The sequence below is a fragment of the Candidatus Deferrimicrobiaceae bacterium genome (assembly GCA_036504035.1).
Taxonomy (GTDB): domain Bacteria; phylum Desulfobacterota; class Deferrimicrobia; order Deferrimicrobiales; family Deferrimicrobiaceae; genus JANXPS01.
In genome coordinates this window covers 41825-60347 of the sequence record DASXVV010000004.1, presented here as the reverse complement: position 1 = coordinate 60347, position 18523 = coordinate 41825, and the positions used below count along the sequence as shown (strand labels likewise).

The 18523-nt window shown below is 66.8% G+C and carries 13 protein-coding genes and 1 riboswitch; of the genes, 2 read left to right on the top strand and 11 right to left on the bottom strand.

The genetic code is table 11. The features are described 5' to 3' along the window. Positions 1–78: 78 nt before the first annotated feature. The 7 genes from serS to dksA are packed head-to-tail and all read right to left on the bottom strand — an operon-like array spanning position 79 to position 8906. A complete protein-coding gene (gene serS, locus VGK27_01145) occupies positions 79–1356 on the bottom strand; it encodes a serine--tRNA ligase (protein ID HEY3488709.1) in 1278 nt (425 codons plus the stop codon). Next, entirely contained in the window at positions 1344–2426 is a 1083-nt protein-coding gene (mqnC, locus tag VGK27_01140) for a cyclic dehypoxanthinyl futalosine synthase (protein HEY3488708.1), read from the bottom strand. Before mqnC ends, serS begins: the two co-directional genes overlap by 13 nt. Further along, positions 2423–3523, bottom strand: coding sequence for an aminofutalosine synthase MqnE (gene mqnE, locus VGK27_01135; protein ID HEY3488707.1), 1101 nt, complete (start codon positions 3521–3523; stop codon positions 2423–2425). The genes mqnC and mqnE overlap by 4 nt, the downstream gene beginning before the upstream one ends. 59 nt (positions 3524–3582) lie before the next feature. Further along, entirely contained in the window at positions 3583–6060 is a 2478-nt protein-coding gene (locus VGK27_01130) for a GAF domain-containing protein (GenBank protein HEY3488706.1), read from the bottom strand. Further along, complete coding sequence (glgA, locus tag VGK27_01125) at positions 6057–7517, bottom strand: glycogen synthase GlgA (GenBank protein HEY3488705.1); 1461 nt, start codon at positions 7515–7517, stop codon at positions 6057–6059. The genes VGK27_01130 and glgA overlap by 4 nt, the downstream gene beginning before the upstream one ends. Positions 7518–7524: 7 nt before the next feature. Next, positions 7525–8520: a galactose-1-phosphate uridylyltransferase gene (galT, locus tag VGK27_01120; protein HEY3488704.1), complete on the bottom strand. Its 996-nt coding sequence runs from the start codon at positions 8518–8520 to the stop codon at positions 7525–7527. 29 nt (positions 8521–8549) lie between these two features. After that, positions 8550–8906, bottom strand: a complete 357-nt coding sequence (gene dksA / locus VGK27_01115; protein HEY3488703.1) for an RNA polymerase-binding protein DksA — start codon at positions 8904–8906, stop codon at positions 8550–8552. Positions 8907–9078: 172 nt separating this feature from the next. Between dksA and parE the strand changes: the two genes are divergently transcribed. After that, positions 9079–11055, top strand: a complete 1977-nt coding sequence (parE, locus tag VGK27_01110) for a DNA topoisomerase IV subunit B (protein ID HEY3488702.1) — start codon at positions 9079–9081, stop codon at positions 11053–11055. After that, entirely contained in the window at positions 11056–13356 is a 2301-nt protein-coding gene (locus VGK27_01105) for a DNA topoisomerase IV subunit A (GenBank protein HEY3488701.1), read from the top strand. A gap of 15 nt (positions 13357–13371) precedes the next feature. Here the strand turns inward: VGK27_01105 and VGK27_01100 are convergent, their stop codons facing one another. The 4 genes from VGK27_01100 to VGK27_01085 all read right to left on the bottom strand — a co-directional run bounded on the left by VGK27_01100 (position 13372) and on the right by VGK27_01085 (position 18321). Beyond that, positions 13372–14382, bottom strand: coding sequence for a glycosyltransferase family 2 protein (locus VGK27_01100; GenBank protein HEY3488700.1), 1011 nt, complete (start codon positions 14380–14382; stop codon positions 13372–13374). Further along, entirely contained in the window at positions 14379–15317 is a 939-nt protein-coding gene (locus VGK27_01095; GenBank protein HEY3488699.1) for a class I SAM-dependent methyltransferase, read from the bottom strand. Before VGK27_01095 ends, VGK27_01100 begins: the two co-directional genes overlap by 4 nt. A gap of 31 nt (positions 15318–15348) precedes the next feature. Beyond that, on the bottom strand, positions 15349–16287 hold the full coding sequence (locus VGK27_01090; GenBank protein HEY3488698.1) for a TonB family protein: 939 nt from the start codon (positions 16285–16287) through the stop codon (positions 15349–15351). Between the two features lie 81 nt (positions 16288–16368). Further along, entirely contained in the window at positions 16369–18321 is a 1953-nt protein-coding gene (locus tag VGK27_01085; GenBank protein ID HEY3488697.1) for a TonB-dependent receptor, read from the bottom strand. Positions 18322–18364: 43 nt separating this feature from the next. Continuing rightward, positions 18365–18520, bottom strand: a riboswitch (cobalamin riboswitch). Positions 18521–18523: the final 3 nt, after the last annotated feature.

Sequence of the window (18523 nt, the reverse complement as noted above, 5' to 3'; positions counted from 1 at the left end):
ATCTAGGGAATAAGACGCGAAATTGCAATGAACAGGATCAAAATTGTATCAGATGCAGCCCCCCCGACGCGCAAAATGTTATCGCGGGACGATCCGCTCGAGTCCCCCCATGTAGGGGCGCAACGCCTCGGGAACCGTCACGGAGCCGTCCTGCTGCTGGTAATTCTCGAGGATCGCCACCGAGGTGCGGCCGACGGCCAGGCCGGAGCCGTTGAGCGTGTTCGCCAGGCGGGTCTTGCCCGTGGCGGCGTCACGGAAGCGGATCTTCGCCCGCCGGGCCTGGAAATCGGAAAAGCAGCTGCACGAGGAGATCTCGCGGTAGCGCCCCTGGGACGGCAGCCACACTTCGATGTCGTAGGTCTTGGCAGACGAAAAGCCCATGTCGCCGGTGCACAGCGTGATCACGCGATAAGGCAGGCCGAGCCGCTTGAGGACCTCCTCGGCGTGGCCCGTCAGCCGCTCGAGCTCGCCGAACGCCTCCTCGGGCTTCGCGATGGCGACCATCTCGACCTTGTTGAACTGGTGCTGCCGGATCATCCCGCGGACATCCTTGCCGTAGGAACCCGCCTCCTTGCGGAAGCAGGGCGTGTAGGCCGTCATCCGGAGCGGCATGGAAGCCTCGTCGAGGATCTCGTCCCGGACGATGTTGGTCACCGGGACCTCGGCGGTGGGCACCAGGTAGTAGTCGGTGTCGGCGATCTTGAAGAGGTCGTCCTCGAATTTCGGGAGCTGGCCGGTGCCGAGAAACGACGCCGAATTGGCCATGAACGGGGGAAGCACCTCGGTGTAGCCGTGCTCGCCCGTGTGGAGGTCGAGCATGAAGTTGACCAGCGCACGCTCGAGCCGCGCCCCGGCCCCCTTGAGCAGGCAGAAACGCCCGCCCGTGATCTTGACGGCCCGCTCGAAATCGATGATGTCGAGCGCCTCGCCGATGTCGACGTGGTCCTTCACCGGGAAGTCGAAGACGCGCGGCGTCCCCCACGTGCGGATCACCGGGTTGTCGCCCTCGTTCGCGCCCTCGGGCACGGAGGCGTCGGGGATATTGGGGATGTTGAGCAGCAGCGATTCCATCTCTGCCTCGATCTCGGGCAGGCCGGCCTCGGCTTCCTTGATCTGCGCTGACACCGTCTTCATCCGCTCCATCAGCGCCGTGGCGTCCTGCTTCCCGCGCCGCAGCCGCCCGATCTCCTCGGACGCCGCGTTGCGCTCGGCGCGCAGCCCCTCGACGGCGGAGAGCATCGCCCGCCGCTTCTCGTCGAGCGCCCGGAAGCCGGCCAGCGACAGATCGGAATGGCGCTTCCTGAGCGCCTCCTCGACCACCTCGATGTTCTCGCGGACAAATTTCAGGTCGAGCATGGACGGTCCTCCCGGCGTGACGGGCGGAAGCCCGCGTCACGGATGGTCTCGATGATCTCGTGCTCGGTCATGCGGAACGACACCCCGGCGGAGGCCACGACGTTTTCCTCCATCATCGTGCTGCCGAAGTCGTCGGCCCCGAAGAACAGCCCCACCTGCGCCACCTTGGCGCCCATCGTTACCCACGAGACCTGCACGGTCGGCACGTTGGGGAGCAGCAGCCGCGACAGCGCCAGCACCTTGAGGTAGCCGGTCGCGTGGTTGTACCCGGCCCCCGCGCCGCCGCCGAAGCGCGGGTCGGTGAAGAGCGCCGTATTTCCGGGCTGGAAGGTCCAGGGGATGAAACCGGTGAAACCGCCCGTTTCTTCCTGCAGGTCGCGGATGCGCAGGATATGCCGGACGACCGACTCGGCGGTCTCGACGCTTCCGAACATCATCGTGGCCGAGCTTTTCAGCCCCTGCCGGTGCGCCTCGCGCATGACCTCGGCCCACTGGGACCAGCCGATCTTCTTGGGGCTGATGACGGCGCGCACCTCGTCGTCGAGGATCTCGGCGCCCCCGCCGGGGATCGAATCGAGCCCGGCCGCCTTCAGGCGCGCGACCGCCTCGGCGATGCTCACGCCGGACTGCTTCGCGAAGTGGGTGATCTCGGGCGGCGAAAAGCCGTGGCAGCGGATCGAATGCTTCTTGACCGCGCGGACGAGCGCCTCGGCCTCGGGCATCCCCCAATCGGGGTGCAGCCCGCCCTGGAGCAGGATGCGGGTGCCGCCGGCCTCGATCGTCTCGACGATCTTGCGGTCGAGCTCGGCCTCGGTCAGCACATAAGCGTCGGAGGCGTCCTTGTCGCGATAGAAGGCGCAGAAGGCGCATCCGCAGGTGCAGATATTGGTGTAGTTGATGTTGCGGTCGACGACGTAGGTGACGACGCCTTCGGGATGGAGCCTCCGGCGCACCGCGTCGGCCGCCTTCCCGAGCGCGAACAGCGGGGCGTCCTGGAGCAGCCAGACCGCCTCGACCTCGGTCGGACGCCGGCCCTCGAGGACCTCGGAAAGCGTGGCTTCCCAGCTCACGCCCGAAGGCCCTCCGCAGCCTGGAACGTGCGCACGACGTTGTAGAGCGTGTCGCGCTCGACCGGGATGCGGCCCGCCTGCCGGATCATCGTCACCAGGGCGTCTACGGTCATTTCCTGGCCCGTCTGGGCGCCTGCCGCGTGGGAGATCTTCTCCTCGACCACGGTGCCGTCGATGTCGTCGACGCCGAAGTGGAGCGAGACCTGGGCGAGCTTCGCGCCCACGTTGATCCAGAAGGCCTTCACATGGGCGAAGTTGTCGAGGTAGAGCCGCCCGACCGCCAGCGCCATCAGGTCTTCGACGCCGGTCGTGTAGCCCTTGGCGATCTCGGTGTTCTTGGGATGGAAGGCGAGCGGGATGAACGCCTGGAATCCGCCGGTCTTGTCCTGGAGCTCGCGCAACTGCCGCATGTGGTCGACGCGCGACTCGAGCGACTCGACGTGGCCGTAGAGCATCGTCGCGTTGCTCTTGAGCCCGGCCCGGTGCACCGCCTCCATCACCTCGAGCCATCGGCTGCCGGGGATCTTCTCGGGGCAGATCTCGTTGCGCACCGCGGGCGCGAAGATCTCGGCGCCGCCGCCCGGAAGACTGCCGAGCCCCGCTTCCTTCAACCGCGCGATGACTTCGCCGAGCGGCAGCCCGGTGATCTGCGCGAAATAGTCGATCTCGACCGCCGTGAACGCCTGGATGTGCATCGCGGGGTGCCGCGCGCGCAGCGCCCGGAGCATGTCGAGGTAAAAATCAAACGTCAGGTCGGGGTGGAGCCCGCCGACGATGTGGATCTCGGTCGCCTTCTGCGCCTCGGCCTCGTCGGAGCGCGCCAGGATCTCGTCCATCGTCATCGTGTAGGCCAGCGGCTCGTCCTTGCTCTTGCTGAACGCGCAGAACTTGCACCGGTTGACGCAGATGTTGGTCGGATTGACGTGCCGGTTGACGATGAAGTAAACCTTGTCCCCGTTGATCCTGCGATTGGCCAGGTTCGCCATCTCGCCGATCGAGATGAGATCGCGCGACCGGTAGAGCGCCAGCGCGTCGTCCTCGGTCAGCCGCGTCCCGTCCTCGACCTTGCTGCGGATATTCCTCAGTGCCGTGTCCATGCCCGTCTTTGCCGCCTTTCTGGGAATCCGCTTATTATACCGCGATGCGGCGGGCCGGGTCACGCCCCCTGCGGATTTCCCCGGGCGCCGTTCCCGTTTTCGTTGATTCCGCCCTTCCGGATCTGGTCGAGCAGGCGCCCGGTCGCCCCGATCTCCTTCGGGAACCGGGGCAGGTAGATCGAGAAGGTGACGCCGACCCCTTCGTGGTTGTCGAGGTGGATCGTGCCGCCGTGACGCTCGACGATGGCGTGAACGATCGGGAGACCGAGCCCGGTGCCCTTGGACTTGGTCGTGAAGAAGGGGTTGAAGATGTTGTGGACCACGTCGTGCGGGATGCCGCCCCCCGTGTCGCCGATCAAAATGACAATGCCGTCGCCCTCCTCGGGGAACGAGGCGCGCGTCGCCAGCTTGAGCATCCCCCCGTGCTCCATCACCTGAACCGCGTTGCCGATCAGGTTCCAGAGCACCTGCCGGAACTGGTCGGGGTCGACCGAGATGATGGGCAGCATCTCGGCGAAGTCGGCCACCGTTGTGATGCGCGACTCCTCGAGCTCCTCGCGATACATGAGGAGCACTTCCCGGATCTCGGTGTTGACGTCGACGCTGCGGACGTTGGGCGCCATCTCGCGGGAGAAGTAGAGCGTCTCCTGGAGGATCCGCTCGAGCCGCTGCACCTCCTTCTGGATGATCCGGGAGTAGCGGGTCGCCGTCGCCGTGTCCATCTCGCCCGACTTTCCCTTCCGGACGATGCGGCCCGCGAAGCCGCCGATGACGGTGAGCGGGTTCTTGATCTCGTGGGCGATCTTGGCGGCCATCTCGCCGAGCGCCGCCAGCTTCTCGCTCTGGAGCAGCTTGTCCTGCGTGGCCCGGACCTGGTGGAGCGCCGTCTCGAGGTTCTCGTAGAGCTCGGCGTTCTCCATCGCCAGCGAAGCCTCGGAGGCGAACATCGTCAGGACCTGGATGTCCTCGTCGGTAATCTCGCGCTCCCGGAACCGGTTGTCGACGTAGATCGCGCCGCGCGCCTGCCCCTTGGCGACCAGCGGCACGGTCGCGTAGGCGGACGCGTGGGCGGCGCAGAACCCCTCGATCACGTCCGTATCGGCGCGCCCGCAGCCGGTCTCGGTGCGGACCGCCTTCTGCTCTGTGACCGCCTGGGCGACGAGGCACCCTTCGGTCGTCACCGGGATGCGGATCTGCCCGATGTCGGGCCACAGCATCTTTCGGAGCGTCTCCTCCCCGGGGCCCTCGACGCCGGCCGGAAGCGAGGCGTGGATCTTCGCCAGCCGGCGCGCCTCGCGCCGGTCGCGCGGTCCCATCCCCATCCGCCCGTCGAGCTGCTCGCCGTCCTCGGACAGCAGGAAGAGGATGGCGCGGCTGAAGTTGAGCCCAGTCGGCGAGGTGAGGGCGTAGAGCATGACCTGAAGCAGCGGCTCGGTCTTGACGGTGGACATGAGCGCCCGCGCCACGTCGTAAAGCGTGGACAGCCGCTGCACCTTGTCCTGGTTCGCCTGGGCGAGCTGCTGCGCCTCCCGGTACATGGTCGCGTTCTCGATCATGTTGGCGAGCTGACTGCAGACGGTCTGCATCAGGTTGACCACTTCCATGTCGAAGGTGAGCGTCGCCGAATAGGAGTAATAGCTGATGACGCCGAGCGCCTTCCCCTTGGAAAGGATCGGCAGCCCCAGGTACGAGGAGATCCCCTCCCGGGAAAGCGTCCCCCACGCAGGGGAATCCTCGGGGCCGTTGATAAGGATCGGCTTGAGGTCGCGGGCGATGTGATCGGCGAGCCGCCGCCCCTGCTCCCGCAGCTCCTTCCGGATGCCCGAGCGCATGTAACCCTCGTCGACCATCACCTTGAGATGTCCCTTCGCGCCGGGGTCGGCCAGCCGGATGGTGCAGCCGTCGGCCTGGAGCAGGCGGGACGTGGTCTTGGCGATGTATCCCAGCAGGTCGCGCACCTGGAAGGTGGAGGTGATCGCCCGCCCGATCTCGTTGAGCGTGACCAGCTCTGACACGCGCTTGCGGGCGTCGTGGTAGAGCCGGCTGTTGCGGATCGCGCCCGCCACCTCGACGGCCACGGTGCGCATGAGCGACGCTTCTTCCTCGGAATATTGCGCCGGGACGGCGGACGAGAGGTTCATCACGCCGTAGAGGTAAACGTCGTCCGTCACGGGGATCGAGAGGATCGAGGTGAAATCGCGCAGCTCGCGCGGGTCGGCCAGCGACGGGGGAATCTTCCGGACGTCCTGGAAGAAGATCGGCGCCCGCTTCTGCGCCGCCTTGCCCGCGACCCCTTCCCCCGGACGCAGGCGAAATGGAATCCGGCTGCATTCGTTGACCTGCATGCAGGAGGAAACCCAGGGATAGAGGAGGCCGGTGCGCTGTTCGCGCCCGTAGATGCAGACGCAGTCGGCGAACGTCTCCTTGCAGAGGAAGTCGCAGACGTGCTTGAGGCGGTTTTCGATCTGCACGTTCGAGTTGCAGATCTCGATCACGCGGGAGAGCAGGAAGGCGGGGCGCTCGCTTCCGGTCTTCACTTCGGGGCGGCCAGGGCCGCCACCCTTTCGTAAAGAACGGCATAGGCGCGGGCGGACGCGTCCCAGGAGAAGTCGAGCCCCATGCCGCGGCGGATGATGGACTCGCGCCGGACGGGATCCCGGAACGCGTCGAGCGCGCGCCGGATCGCCCCGATGAGCTCGGCCGCCGCGTAACCGGAGAAGGAGAAGCCGGTCCCGGCGTCGGGGAACGCGTCGGCGTCGACGACCGTGTCGGCCAGCCCGCCGGTGACGCGGACGATCGGGATGGTCCCGTAGCGGAGGCTGTAGATCTGGTTGAGCCCGCACGGCTCGTAGCGGGAGGGCATGAGGTAGAGGTCGGAGCCCGCCTCGATCATGTGCGCCAGCCGGTTGTCGTAGGCGAGCCGGACCGCGATCCGGCCCGGGAAGCGGTTGGCCAGGTCGGTCAGCGAATCTTCATACCGTCGTTCGCCCGCGCCGAGCACGACGAGCCGCATGGGGCTGTTGGCGATCCACTCGCCCGCCTGCTCGATGAGGTCGACCCCTTTTTGCTCGTTGAGCCGCCCCACGAAGCCGGCCACCGGCTCCTCGACGTCGATGGGCATGCCGAACTCGCGGAGGAGCTCGGCGCGGCAGACGCGCTTGCCGGACAGGTCGGCGGCCGAAAAGGGCGCGCCGATGAAGCGGTCGGTCGAAGGGTTCCATTCGTCGTAGTCGACGCCGTTGAGGATGCCGACGAGCGATTCGCGCCGTTCGTGGAGCACCCCTTCGAGCCCGTAGCCGTATTCGACCGTCTGAACTTCACGCGCATAGGTCGGGCTGACGGTGGAGAGCAGGTCGGCGAAGTTGAGCCCGGCCTTCATCAAGTTGAGATTGCCGTAGAACTCGACGCCCTGCGGCGTGAACAGATCCCATCCGAGCCCCGTCACCGGCAGCGCGTGATTCCAGAAGATACCCTGGTAGCCGAGGTTGTGGATGGTGAAGAGCGATCCGGTGCCGCGGAACGCCGGGTCGCCGGCATAGCGCGTCTTGAGGTAGGCGGGGATGAGGGCGGCCTGCCAGTCGTTGCTGTGGATGACGTCGTAATGGCGGCCGGTGCGGCGCATCCATTCCATCAGGGCGCGGCAGAAGAAGGTGAACCGCTCGCAGTTGTCGACGTAGTCGCCGTCCTTGGTGCCGTAAAGGAACTCCCGGTCGAAGAATCGGTCGTTCCGGACCAGGAAGACGCGAACCCCCTCGCCCCCGTCGACTTCCGAGACGGAGCCGTTTTCGTCGTGCTGGGCGAGCGGAACGGGGAACGACGGCCCCGCGGGCCGGGTCCCGAAGCGGGCCGGGTCGATGCATCCGTAGAACGGCAGCGCGAGATCGGCCTCGATGCCGATCCGGCGCAGCGCCCGCGGGAGCGCGCCGCAGACGTCGGCCAGGCCGCCGGTCTTGGCGAACGGGACAGCCTCGGAGGATACGATCAGGACCTTCATGACCCCCCTACTCGGGCAATTCGCGCAGGAACTTGGCCGCTTCTTCGGGCGGCGTCGGGTTGATATAGAATCCCGATCCCCACTCGAAGCCGGCGACCTTGGTCAGCTTGGGCATGATCTCGATATGCCAGTGGTAATAATCGGCGGCGCCCTCCTGGAAAGCGGCGCTGTGGACGATGTAGTTGAAGGGCGGGTTCTCGAGGGCGAGGTTGAGGCGGCGCAGCGTCCGGCGGAAGATCGCGGCCAGCGATCGGATCTGGTCGGACTCGATCATCTCGAAGGCGCACTGGTGGCGCTTGGGAACGATCCAGGTCTCGAACGGGAAGCGGGGGGCGTAGGGCGCGTAGGCGACGAACTCGCCGTTCTCCTCGACGATGCGGCTTTTCTGGTCCATCTCCTGCATCGTGATGTCGCAGAAGATGCACCGGTCGCGGAACTTGAAGTAGTTCTTGCAGCCGGTCATCTCCTCGATGACCCGCTTGGGGACGATCGGCAGGGCGATGAGCTGCGAGTGGCTGTGGGCCAGCGACGCCCCGGCCGCGGAGCCGTGGTTCTTGAAGATGATGACCGACTTGAAACGCTTGTCTTTCTTGAGGTCGATCAGCCGCTCCCGGTAGGCCCAGAGAACATCTTCGAACTGCCGGGGCGGCAGGTCGTAGAGGTCGACGTCGTGCCGCTCGCTCTCGATCACGACCTCGTGGGCGCCCACGCCGTTCATCCGGTCGTAGAGCCCGTCGGCCGCCTTGCCCAGGTCGCCTTCGATGCGCAGCGCGGGGAACTTGTTGGGAACGACGCGGACGGTCCAGTTGGAGTCGTTGGGAGCCCCGTTGGGGCGGAATGCGAGGATCTCGGGCGGCGTCATCCGCTCGCTGCCCGGGCAAAGGGGGCAGACCCCGTCACGCTTGAGGGACGGTTGCTCGGAGATGTCGTGGGGGCGGTTGGCGCGTTCCGTCGAGATGATGACCCAGCGTCCCACGATCGGGTCTTTTCGAAGTTCGGTCATGAGACCTCCGGGGAATCAGACGGGCGGGGCTACCGGACTTCTTCTTCCTCGGCGGCGGTCTTGCAGTCGATGCACTCGGTGGTGACCGGGCGGGCGAGCATGCGCTTCACCTCGATCTCGCCGCCGCAGGTCTCGCAGATGCCGAAGGTGCCGTTCTCGATCCGCTTGATCGCCTCCTTGATCTTGGCGACCAGTTTGCGCTCCCGGTCGCGCAGCCGAAGCGTGAAGTTGCGGTCGGACTCGAGGGCGGCGCGGTCGGTCGGGTCGGGGAAGTTGTCTTCCGGCCCCAGCGTCATGTCGGAGACGGTCTTGCCCGCATCCTCCATCAGTTCGCTCATCTGCCGCTGCAACGCTTCCCGGCACTTCTCGATCACGCTCTGCTCCATGCTCGCTGCTGCCCCCGTGACAAGACTCTGCCCTATAAAATACCCCCAAACCCACCGCCGAGTAAAGGCGGAGGGCCCCGGGCGTGCATCGCGGCGCGAGGTCGGGTAACATAAGGGTCTCGTTCCCTTCCCCTGCAACGGTTACGGAAGCATCCAGAACGGAGGTACCCGCTTGTCGCGCACGCCCCAGACCTATGACGCCGAGTCGATCCAGACCCTCGAGGGGCTCGAACCGGTCCGACGCCACCCCGGGATGTATACCCGGACCAATACCCCGAACCACATCCTCCAGGAAGTGATCGACAACGCCGCCGACGAGTGCCTCGCCGGCTTCGCGAAGACCATCGCGGTGACCTTGCTCGCCGACGGGACGATCACGGTCTCCGACGACGGCCGCGGCATCCCCGTCGACATCCACCCGGTCAAGAAGGTGCCCGGCATCCAGCTCGTCTTCTCGGTGCTGCACGCGGGCGGCAAGTTCGACAAGCGCAACTACGGCTTCTCGGGCGGCCTCCACGGCGTCGGCGTCTCGGTGACCAACGCCCTTTCCACGCGGCTGGAAGCCACCGTCCACCGGGACGGCGCCGAATACCGGATCATGTTCGAGGACGGCGAACTCGTGAAGAAGCTGTACACGACGGACACCCCCGTCCCGAAGGGGAAGACGGGCACGATCGTCCGGTTCCGCCCCAACGGCAAATATTTCGACAGCCCCGAGATCCACGTCCCCTCGCTCGAGCACCTGCTGCGCACCAAGGCGATGCTGCTGCCCGGCATCACGACCACGCTGCGGGTCGAGGGCGGACTCTTCGCCGACGAGAAGTCGTGGAAGTACGTCGAGGGAATGACCGACTACCTGCGGGAACTGGTCGGCGACCACGAGATGGCCGCCCCGATCTTCGTCGGCAGCCGCCACTGGACCGAGCGCGACAGCGAGGAGCACGCGGTCGGCGAAGGCGCCGACTGGGCGCTTTGCTGGATCAACGACGGAGCCGGGCTCGGAGAGAGCTTCGTCAACCTGATCCCGACGGTCCAGGGAGGCACCCACGTCAACGGGCTGAGGTCGGCCGTCTGCGAATCGATCCGCGCCTTCGCCGAGCACCACGACATGCTGCCGCGCAACGTCAAGATCGTGCCGGACGACGTCTGGGGGAAGTGCTGCTACATCTTCTCCGCCCGCATCAAGAACCCGCAGTTCGACGGGCAGACCAAGGAGCGGCTCTCGTCCCGCGGGGCGCCCGCCATGATCTCGTCGGTCTTCCGCGACCGTTTCCAGCTGTGGCTGAACGATCATCCGGAACACGGCAAGGTGATCGCTGCGCTCGCCGTCGACGCGGCCAATACCCGGATGCGCCAGGCGAAGAAGGTCGAGAAGAAGAAGCAGGGAACGCTGGGGACGCTGCCGGGCAAGCTCGCCGACTGCAAGGAGGACGATCCCGAGCGCACCGAGCTGTTCATCGTCGAGGGCGATTCGGCCGGCGGCTCCGCAAAGATGGCGCGCGACCGCGACTGCCAGGCGATTTTGCCGCTGCGGGGCAAGGTGCTCAACACGTGGGAGGTGACCACGAACGAAGTGCTCGCCTGCGAGGCGATCCACAACATCATCGTCTCCGTCGGCATCGACCCGCACAAGCGGGGCGACAAGCCCGACCTGTCGAGCCTGCGCTACGGCAAGATCATCATCATGACCGACGCCGACGTCGACGGCGCCCACATCCGCAGCCTGCTGGAAGGGTTCTTCGTGCGCCACCTGCCCGCGCTGGTCGAGCACGGGCATATCTTCGTCGCCGAGGCGCCGCTCTACCGGGTCGACCTCCCGGCGCACGGCAAGAACAAGGCCCGGCGCATTCTCTACTGCCTCGACGAGGAAGAGCTCGAGGCGGCGAAAGCGCAGGCCGACGAAGAGGGGATCGATCTCGAGAAGGTCAAGATCCAGCGCTTCAAGGGGTTGGGAGAGATGAACCCCGAGCAGCTCTGGGAGACCACGATGAACCCGGACACCCGCCGGCTGCTGCCGATCAAGATCATGCAGGGGCGCGAGGACGAGACGTACTCGACGATCGACAAGTGCCTGTCCTCGAAGCGCGCCTCCGACCGGCGCAGCTGGATCGAAAGCGAAGGCAATCTCGGAACGGAGGCCGATATCTAAATGAGCGCCGACACGAACGCCCCCGCGCAGCTTCTGCCCTGGCGCGACTTCATCCCCGCCGACGAGGGGATGTCGCGCTGGTACATGAGCTACGCGGTCTCCACCCTGATGATGCGGGCGATCCCCGACGTGCGCGACGGCCTCAAGCCGGTCCACCGGCGCATCCTCTACGCGATGCATCAGCTGAACCTGGGCCCCAAGGGGCCGCACAAGAAGGCGGCGCGCGTGGTCGGCGACGTCATCGGCAAGTACCACCCGCACGGCGACGCGAGCGTCTACGAGGCGATGGTGCTCCTGTCGCAGAACTTCAACATGCGCCACCCGCTGGTCGACGGGCAGGGAAACTGGGGCTCGATCGACGGCGACCCCGCGGCCGCGATGCGCTACACCGAGTGCCGCCTCACCGATATCGCCCAACTGCTCCTCTCCGAGCTGGAGATGGGAACGGTCGACTTCCGCCCCAACTACGACGGCAACGACAGCGAGCCGGTCAGCATGCCCTCGCGCGTCCCCACGATCCTGATGAACGACCAGATGGGCATCGCCGTCGGAATGGCGTCCGACATCCCGGGGCACAATCTCGCCGAGGTGTGCGCCGCCGCCGGGGCGCTGCTCCAGAATTCCGATGCGACGCTTCCGGATCTTCTGAAGCACATCCCGGGGCCCGACTTCGCGACCGGCGGCCAGGTCATCACGCCGCGGTCCGAGATCGAGGAGATCTACCGCACCGGCCGCGGGATGCTCACCGTGCGCTGCCGGTGGGAGGTGAAGAAGGATCACGACGGGTGGCGGATCGTCGTCTTCGAGCTGCCGCCGAAGATCTCGCCGGACAAGGTGCTCGGCGAGTTCGAGGAGCTGTCGAACCCGACGCCGAAGAAGGGGAAGAAGCCGGGAGACAACCAGCTCTCCCCCGAGCAGAAGGCCGCGAAGGCCGAGATGCTCGGGCGCGTTTCCGCGGTCAACAACTCCGCGGGGCAGGGAACGCCGCCGGTCCAGATCGAGATCTGCCCGAAGTCGCGCCGGCAGGATCCCCACGAGCTGATGGGCTACCTGTGCAGCGTGACCAGCCTCGAGTCGCGCGTGAAGGTCAACCAGTGCGTGGTCTCCCTCGACGGCTTCCCGCGCCAGATGGGGCTTCTCGAGATCCTGCGCGACTGGTGTGCCTACCGCACCGACACGGTGATCCGCCGTACGAAGTCGCGGCTAGAGAAAGTCGACGCCCGGATCCACATCCTCGAGGGGTTCGCGAAGATTTTGCTCGACATCGACGAGGTGATCCGGATGATCCGGGCCTCCGACTCCGACGTCGAGGCGAAGCAGCGGCTGATGAACCGCTGGACGCTCTCGGAGATCCAGGCCGACAAGGTTCTGGACATGCGGCTGCGGCAGCTCACCCGGCTCGATTCGATCGCGATCGACAAGGAGCTGGGGACGCTGCGCGACGAGCGCAAGGATCTGGCGAAGATGCTCGCCGACCGCAAGACGCTCCTCAAGCGGATCGGCGCGGAACTCGCGGCGGACGCGGCGAAGTTCGGCTCTCCGCGGCGCACGGTGATCGAGGAGGCGGCCCCGGCGGTCTTCGAGGAGACGGTGAGCGACGACCCCGTCACCATCGTACTTTCGCAGAAGGGGTGGCTCCGGTCGCGCCAGGGACACGGCCTCGAGGTGTCCGGCATGGGCTTCAAGGACGGCGACGGGCTGCACACGACGCTCGAGACCAGCACCGCGAATTCGATCGTGCTCATGGACAGCCAGGGACGCGCTTACACGATCTCGGCCGGCGCGGTCCCCGGCGGGCGGGGCGACGGCGTCCCGGTCGCCTCATTGATCGACCTGTATCCGGGCGCCCGGATCATCGCCGCCTTCCTGGCCCACGAGAAGGACCGGGTGCTGCTGTCGAGCACGATCGGCTACGGGTTCGTCACCGAGATCGGGAACTTGACGGGTCGGGTCAAGGCGGGCAAGGCGATCGTCACCGTGAAGGACGGCGAGATGCTGCCGCCGGTGTTGCTGGGCCCGAAGGAAGACCGGGTGTTCGCGGCGTCGAGCGCGGGCAACGCCCTTGTCTTCCCGCTCGCCGAGGTGCTCGAATACCCGAAGGGGCAGGGGTGCAAGCTGATCGCGCTCAAGCCGGGCGAGGAGATGCTCCGGCTGGTCGCGTATTCGAAGGAAGTGATGCTGCCCGCGGTGCGCGGGAACGGCGTGACGATGACCCGGGCACAGCTCGAGGAAGAGTACATCCGGACCCGGGGCGCCCGCGGGCGGCTCCTGCCGAAGAACGTGGCGGTCAACCGGCTGTAAAGCAACAAGCCCCGGCTACTTCCGGAGGAGGCTTTCCCGGCTGAGCGAGAGGTCGTAGATCGTCATCTTCTTGCTGGGCTTGTTCTTGAACGTCTTCAGGTACCAGAGCATGCAGGCGTTCCAGGCGGGCTGCGGCAGGCGGGCGATCGCATAGGCCGCCAATTTCCAGAGGCGGGACGCGCCGCTGGGCGCGATGATCCTTTCGTACGCCTCGGGCGAGTAGGAGCCCAGCGCCCGGTAGAGGCGGAGCGTCGAAAGCCGCCGCCACGGCTCGGGCTTCACGCGCTTCCGCTTGGCCGCGTCGGAGATCCGCTCGAGCGACCAGATCACGCGCGGCCATTTCTGCATCCAGATCTCGAACGAGCGGGTCGACCACTGGGCGTTCCCGTAACGGATCGTGACCAGAGGCTTCGCGAGGACGCGCGCCGTCCCGGGAAGCGGCTCCTGGAAGATGACGCCGACATGGATGAATTCGGTGCCGAAGTAACGGGCATGCTCGCGCGCCATCCAGACCGAACGTCGGATCACGACGCACCCGATGAACGAGATGCTGGGGACGATCCTGGAAAACAGCCCTTCGAGATCGCCGGGCGGATAACGCTCGTCGACCGCGTTTTCGAGCATGGACGGCTGGATGTCGAAGGTGAAGTCGCGGTTCATGACGTCGGCGTTGACGATCAGGAGGCTGGGATCGCCCGCAAGCTCCGCCAGCACCCGCGCCAGCGCGCCCGTCTTGAACAGATCGTCGTCGGAGAACAGCCAGCAGTATTCGCCGCGGGCCAGCTCGACGGCCTTGCAGAAATCCTGGTCGACCCCCCCCTTTTGAGGAAGACGGATGTAGCGCAGGCCGGGATAGCCGGCGCCATGGCGCTCGACGACCTCCCGGGTGTCGTCGGTCGAGGCGCCGTCGACGACGACGATTTCCACTTCGTCGGTGATCTGGCAGAGGATGCTGTCGAGCGTCTCCCCGATGAACGCGGCCCGGTTATAGGTCGCGATGCAGATCGAAAGGCGCGGCGCGGTCATTTCTTGACGAACTCGAGATAGGCGACGCCTTCGCCGGGCATCTCCCCGATGGTCTGGAAATAACGGTATTCGGTCGCCATCATCCAGGGTTCCCGCCAGAACGGGTACCGGGCGCCGAACAACCGTTTCATCGTCGCGTTCCGGAAGAAGAGCCCGTAGCTCTTCTCCCCGAAGAAGACGGCGTGCTCCGGCCGGCCGGTGACCGAGAAGACGTTCTTCTCGAGCAGTTCGCCGTCGTAGAAGCGCTGCCAGAAGGTGTACCCTTCGCTGTCGGCGCCCAGGACGCCGTACTGGTTGTGGCTGATGTATTGCTCGAGCGGCAGCTTCATGCACGGCACGGTCAGGACGAGCCTTCCCCCGGGCGCGAGAAGCGACCACATCTGCTCGACCGCCTCGCGGTCGGAGGGGATGTGCTCGAGGACCGAGATGCACGTGACCAGATCGAACGAGGCAGGCTCGAAGTCGGCCTGGGCGATCGTGCAGCCGTTGAATCTGCAGCGCCCGGCGATGCCGAATTCGTTGAAGAACTTCTCCGTATCGCGGATGTCGTTCGGATCGGGATTGATGAACTCGGCCGTGGCCTGCCGGTTTGCCCGCAGGAGCATGAAGGGCAGGAGGCGGGGGGAGGAAACATCGAGATATCGCCTGAACGGCAGGCGGCCGAGTCGTTTCCACCCCTCGTCGAACTCGAAATAGCGCGTCGAATCCATCGGGAAGAACATCAGGTTGTAGCTGCCGCGCTTCATGCACCGGGTGACGAACGCGACGAGCCCCAGCCAGGAGCACTTCAGGTGGAACGCGAGTCCCGGGCCGCCGGCCAGGAGCGCCGCGAGCCAGTAGAGCGGCCCCAGGATGTTCCCCTTGAGGCGCATGTACTTGGCGGACAGGCCGCGACAACGGATGGATACGGGGACTTCGATGTACTGTCTTCGCATAGTGAACGGATTATAGCCCGTCAGGGTGGGATCAGTCGATGCGCAGGGAGAAGCGGACGGGGACTTCGTACCAGCCGGGCGATGAGGGCAACGGGGCAGCGCCGCCGACGCCCCGCCTTGCGGCCTCGTCGAGACGACGGACGCCGCTGCTCCGGACGACACGGATCTCTCGGGGATCGCCTTCGCGCCCGACGAGCACGCGCAGCAGCACTTCGCCCTCCTCCTCCCGGCGGATCGACTCAGCCGGGTAAGCGACGCGCGACTGGATCCGGTCGCGCAGGGCGCGTGGGGCGGGCGGGACATGACCCGTCCCGTCCCCGGAAAGGGCGCCGGAGCCCGAAACGCCGGACCCGCTGCGGCCGGCGTAGCCCGGTGAAGCGAAGCCGGCGCCTTCGCGGCCGGCGCCCGATGCGGACCCCGTCGGCGCAGGACCGGACAGGCGTACACCGCCGTCCGGGATGCCGATGCCCCCCGGGATGCCTCCGGCGACGGACGGCAATGCCGGGTGTGCGGCCGCGCCGGATGTCGTCGGCCGCGAGGGCGCCGTCAGCGGCGGCGCGGGCGATTGAACGGGTGCGGCTGCCGGCGAGATTTGGGCAGGCAGACCAGACGCCGGCAACGCCCTCCCTTGCAATCGGCCCTGTGCCCGACCCGGATCCGTGGCGGGGCGGGGTGCCGGTCGGGCGGATGCCGCGTGCGGCGACCGGTTGCCGGCGCCCCCGGAAACGGCCGCCGGCAGCAGGGTCTCCCGGGGCGGCGCGACCAGCGACACCTCGACGAACGCGGGCGCGCGAGGACCCGCAGCGGCGACGACGAGAAACCCGCCGACGGCCAGCAGGTGCGCCAAGGCCGATAACCCCAGGGCGCGCCGAATCGGTGACGCCGCAAGCGCCTTTTGCCCCCCCGCCTTCGCCCCGGCCGAGGGAAACGCCCCGGTCCGACCGATAACCCCTGTGTTCCCGCTGTCCATGCCCCGATCGTTTCCTTTTCGTCGCCGATCTGTTTTGGATGATTCCCCGGGGGCGGCGGTGCGCCACCCCCGGGTTTTTCCCTACATCCGGATCTGGGTCCCCACCATGAAGGTGGTCCCGGTCACCGGGTAGTTCCGCCGCTCCTCGAACTGCCGGTTCGTCAGGTCGCGCACCTCCCCCGTCAGCGCCACTTCCCGGATCGCCGCGTTCGCCACGGTCCAGGTGTAACGGGTGGAAAGGTCGACCCGGGCATAGCCGCCGCGCACCGTGGGAACCAGGTCGGCCGGCCCGAAGTCGAGCATGTTGCTCTCGGCCTGCCAGTCGATCCGGGTCTCCCACGGGTCGATCGGGCGCAGGAGCAGCGAAGCGGTCCCGCGATGCCTTGGAATCCCCTGCAGCCGGACCTGGTTGGTCGAGTCCCACGAATCGGTGAGCGTATAGCCGAGCGTCGCCTCGATCTCCTTCATCGGGCGCAATGCGACCGACGTCTCGATCCCCCGCGCATACGACCGGCCGATGTTCTCGAGCTGCCCGAACGGGTGCGCGGCCGAGGCCGGCCCGGTCTGGAACCGACCGTGGAAGTTCTGGTAGAACCAGGTCGCCGAGAGCTGGCCGAGCCTTCCCGGAAGGCGGACGTCGATCCCCGCCTCATGCGAGACCGTCGTCTCCGGCTTGAGATCCGGGTTTCCACCGAACGTCACGTCCTTGTCCATGAAACCGGGCGTGCGGAATCCCCGCCCCACGCCGGCCCGAAGCCGGGTGCCGATCGCGTCGAGGTTGCAGTACGCCGCCGCCTTCGGGTTGAACTGGGTGCCCGCCTCGCTGTTCTTGTCGAGCCGTGCGCCTGCGCTCAGCCCGGCCCGCTTCGCGAAGTGGAGCTCCTCCTGCAGGTAGACGGACCGGTTGATCGTCGCGTCGCCCTTCACGCTGTCGCCGAAATTGGAAAAGGTGGAATCGCCCGCGCGGTCCTTGGCATATTCGGCGCCGAGGAAGGTGTCGGAATACGGTCCCGCCGCCAGGTGCCCCGTCAGCCCGCCGGACTGCTTCCGGGTCTTGGTGGTCTCTTCGAAGGCGAAGGGGGGACCACCCCAGGGCGACACCTCCCCGGGGTCGACCGGGTCCTTCTCGTGGAAGAACTCGTCGAACTGGCTTCCGTACGCGGTGATCGAGAGGACCTTCGACAGCTGCGTCTCCCAGCGCAACCCGGCCAGGAAGCTGCGGCGGTCCTGGAGGTGGTTGATGTCGAGCGGCTGCGTCCCGTCGATCGCGATCCCCTTGTTCGTGTCGGTCGAGAGAACGATGGCGTGCAGCCGGTTCCGTTGGCCGACCGTGGTCTCGCCGGTGCCAAGGAACGACACCGACCGGACGTCGTCGTTCCGGAACTGCCCGTCGCTGTTGAAGCCGGAAAGACCGAGATGAAAGTTCCGGTCGGCGTCGCCCCCCTGCCCGTAACCGTTCCATTTGAGGGAGTTGTAGCTGCCGCCGGAAATCCCCCCGCCCCCCTCGCGCCCCTCGTCCCCCTTCCGGGGAACGAAATTCACGACGCCGCTCATGGCGCTGGACCCGTACAGCGCGCCCTGCGCCCCCCGCATCACCTCGACCCGTTCGAAGGCGTCCGCCGGCAGCGAGCCGATATCGAAGGCACCGAACGTCGGGCTGTTGACCGGGAAGCCGTCGATCAGGACGAGCGTATTCTTGCCCGAACCGCCGCGGATCTTGATGTCTTCCTGGTTGCCGGGCGTCCCCTTCCGCCGTACCTCGACGCCGGGAAGGCCCTGCATGGCATCGCCGACCAGCGGCTGGTTGCCCAGCTCGATCTCCTCGCGCGTCACCACGCTGACCGACGACGCCTGCTCGCTCACCTTCTTCGGGATGCGCGTCGCCGTCACCTGGACCGGGTCGATCGTCGTCACCGTTTCGTCGTCAGCCCATGCGGCCGGACCCGTGCCCGCCAGCAGCATCGCGACGGCCACGCCGCTTGCCGCCGCCCACCGCAGGATGCCCGGCGCCCTGTTTCCGATTCCGTGATTCATTGCTCCTCCTCGCCCTCGAAAGGGGAATGTAATGGGGCGGTCCGGATCTACCGGCTCCGGGCATCGTTTCCTTGCCTACTTGCCGCGCCTTCCCGGGAGCTCTCCTCCCAGTGGTTTCGGCCTGCGCGTGGCGGGCCTGCCGCGGTGTTCGTTCCCGTTACGGTTGCGGGGGCAGCGGCCGCCTCTCACGGCCTTCCCCGGC

What these genes read in the sequence shown, in the direction of transcription:
- serS (HEY3488709.1), bottom strand. Translation starts at nt 1,356, where the DNA reads ATGCTCGACCTGAAATTTGTCCGCGAGAACATCGAGGTGGTCGAGGAG.
- mqnE (HEY3488707.1), bottom strand. Translation starts at nt 3,523, where the DNA reads ATGGACACGGCACTGAGGAATATCCGCAGCAAGGTCGAGGACGGGACG.
- glgA (HEY3488705.1), bottom strand. Translation starts at nt 7,517, where the DNA reads ATGAAGGTCCTGATCGTATCCTCCGAGGCTGTCCCGTTCGCCAAGACC.
- galT (HEY3488704.1), bottom strand. Translation starts at nt 8,520, where the DNA reads ATGACCGAACTTCGAAAAGACCCGATCGTGGGACGCTGGGTCATCATC.
- dksA (HEY3488703.1), bottom strand. Translation starts at nt 8,906, where the DNA reads ATGGAGCAGAGCGTGATCGAGAAGTGCCGGGAAGCGTTGCAGCGGCAG.
- VGK27_01105 (HEY3488701.1), top strand. Translation starts at nt 11,056, where the DNA reads ATGAGCGCCGACACGAACGCCCCCGCGCAGCTTCTGCCCTGGCGCGAC.
- VGK27_01100 (HEY3488700.1), bottom strand. Translation starts at nt 14,382, where the DNA reads ATGACCGCGCCGCGCCTTTCGATCTGCATCGCGACCTATAACCGGGCC.
- VGK27_01095 (HEY3488699.1), bottom strand. Translation starts at nt 15,317, where the DNA reads ATGCGAAGACAGTACATCGAAGTCCCCGTATCCATCCGTTGTCGCGGC.
- VGK27_01090 (HEY3488698.1), bottom strand. Translation starts at nt 16,287, where the DNA reads ATGGACAGCGGGAACACAGGGGTTATCGGTCGGACCGGGGCGTTTCCC.
- VGK27_01085 (HEY3488697.1), bottom strand. Translation starts at nt 18,321, where the DNA reads ATGAATCACGGAATCGGAAACAGGGCGCCGGGCATCCTGCGGTGGGCG.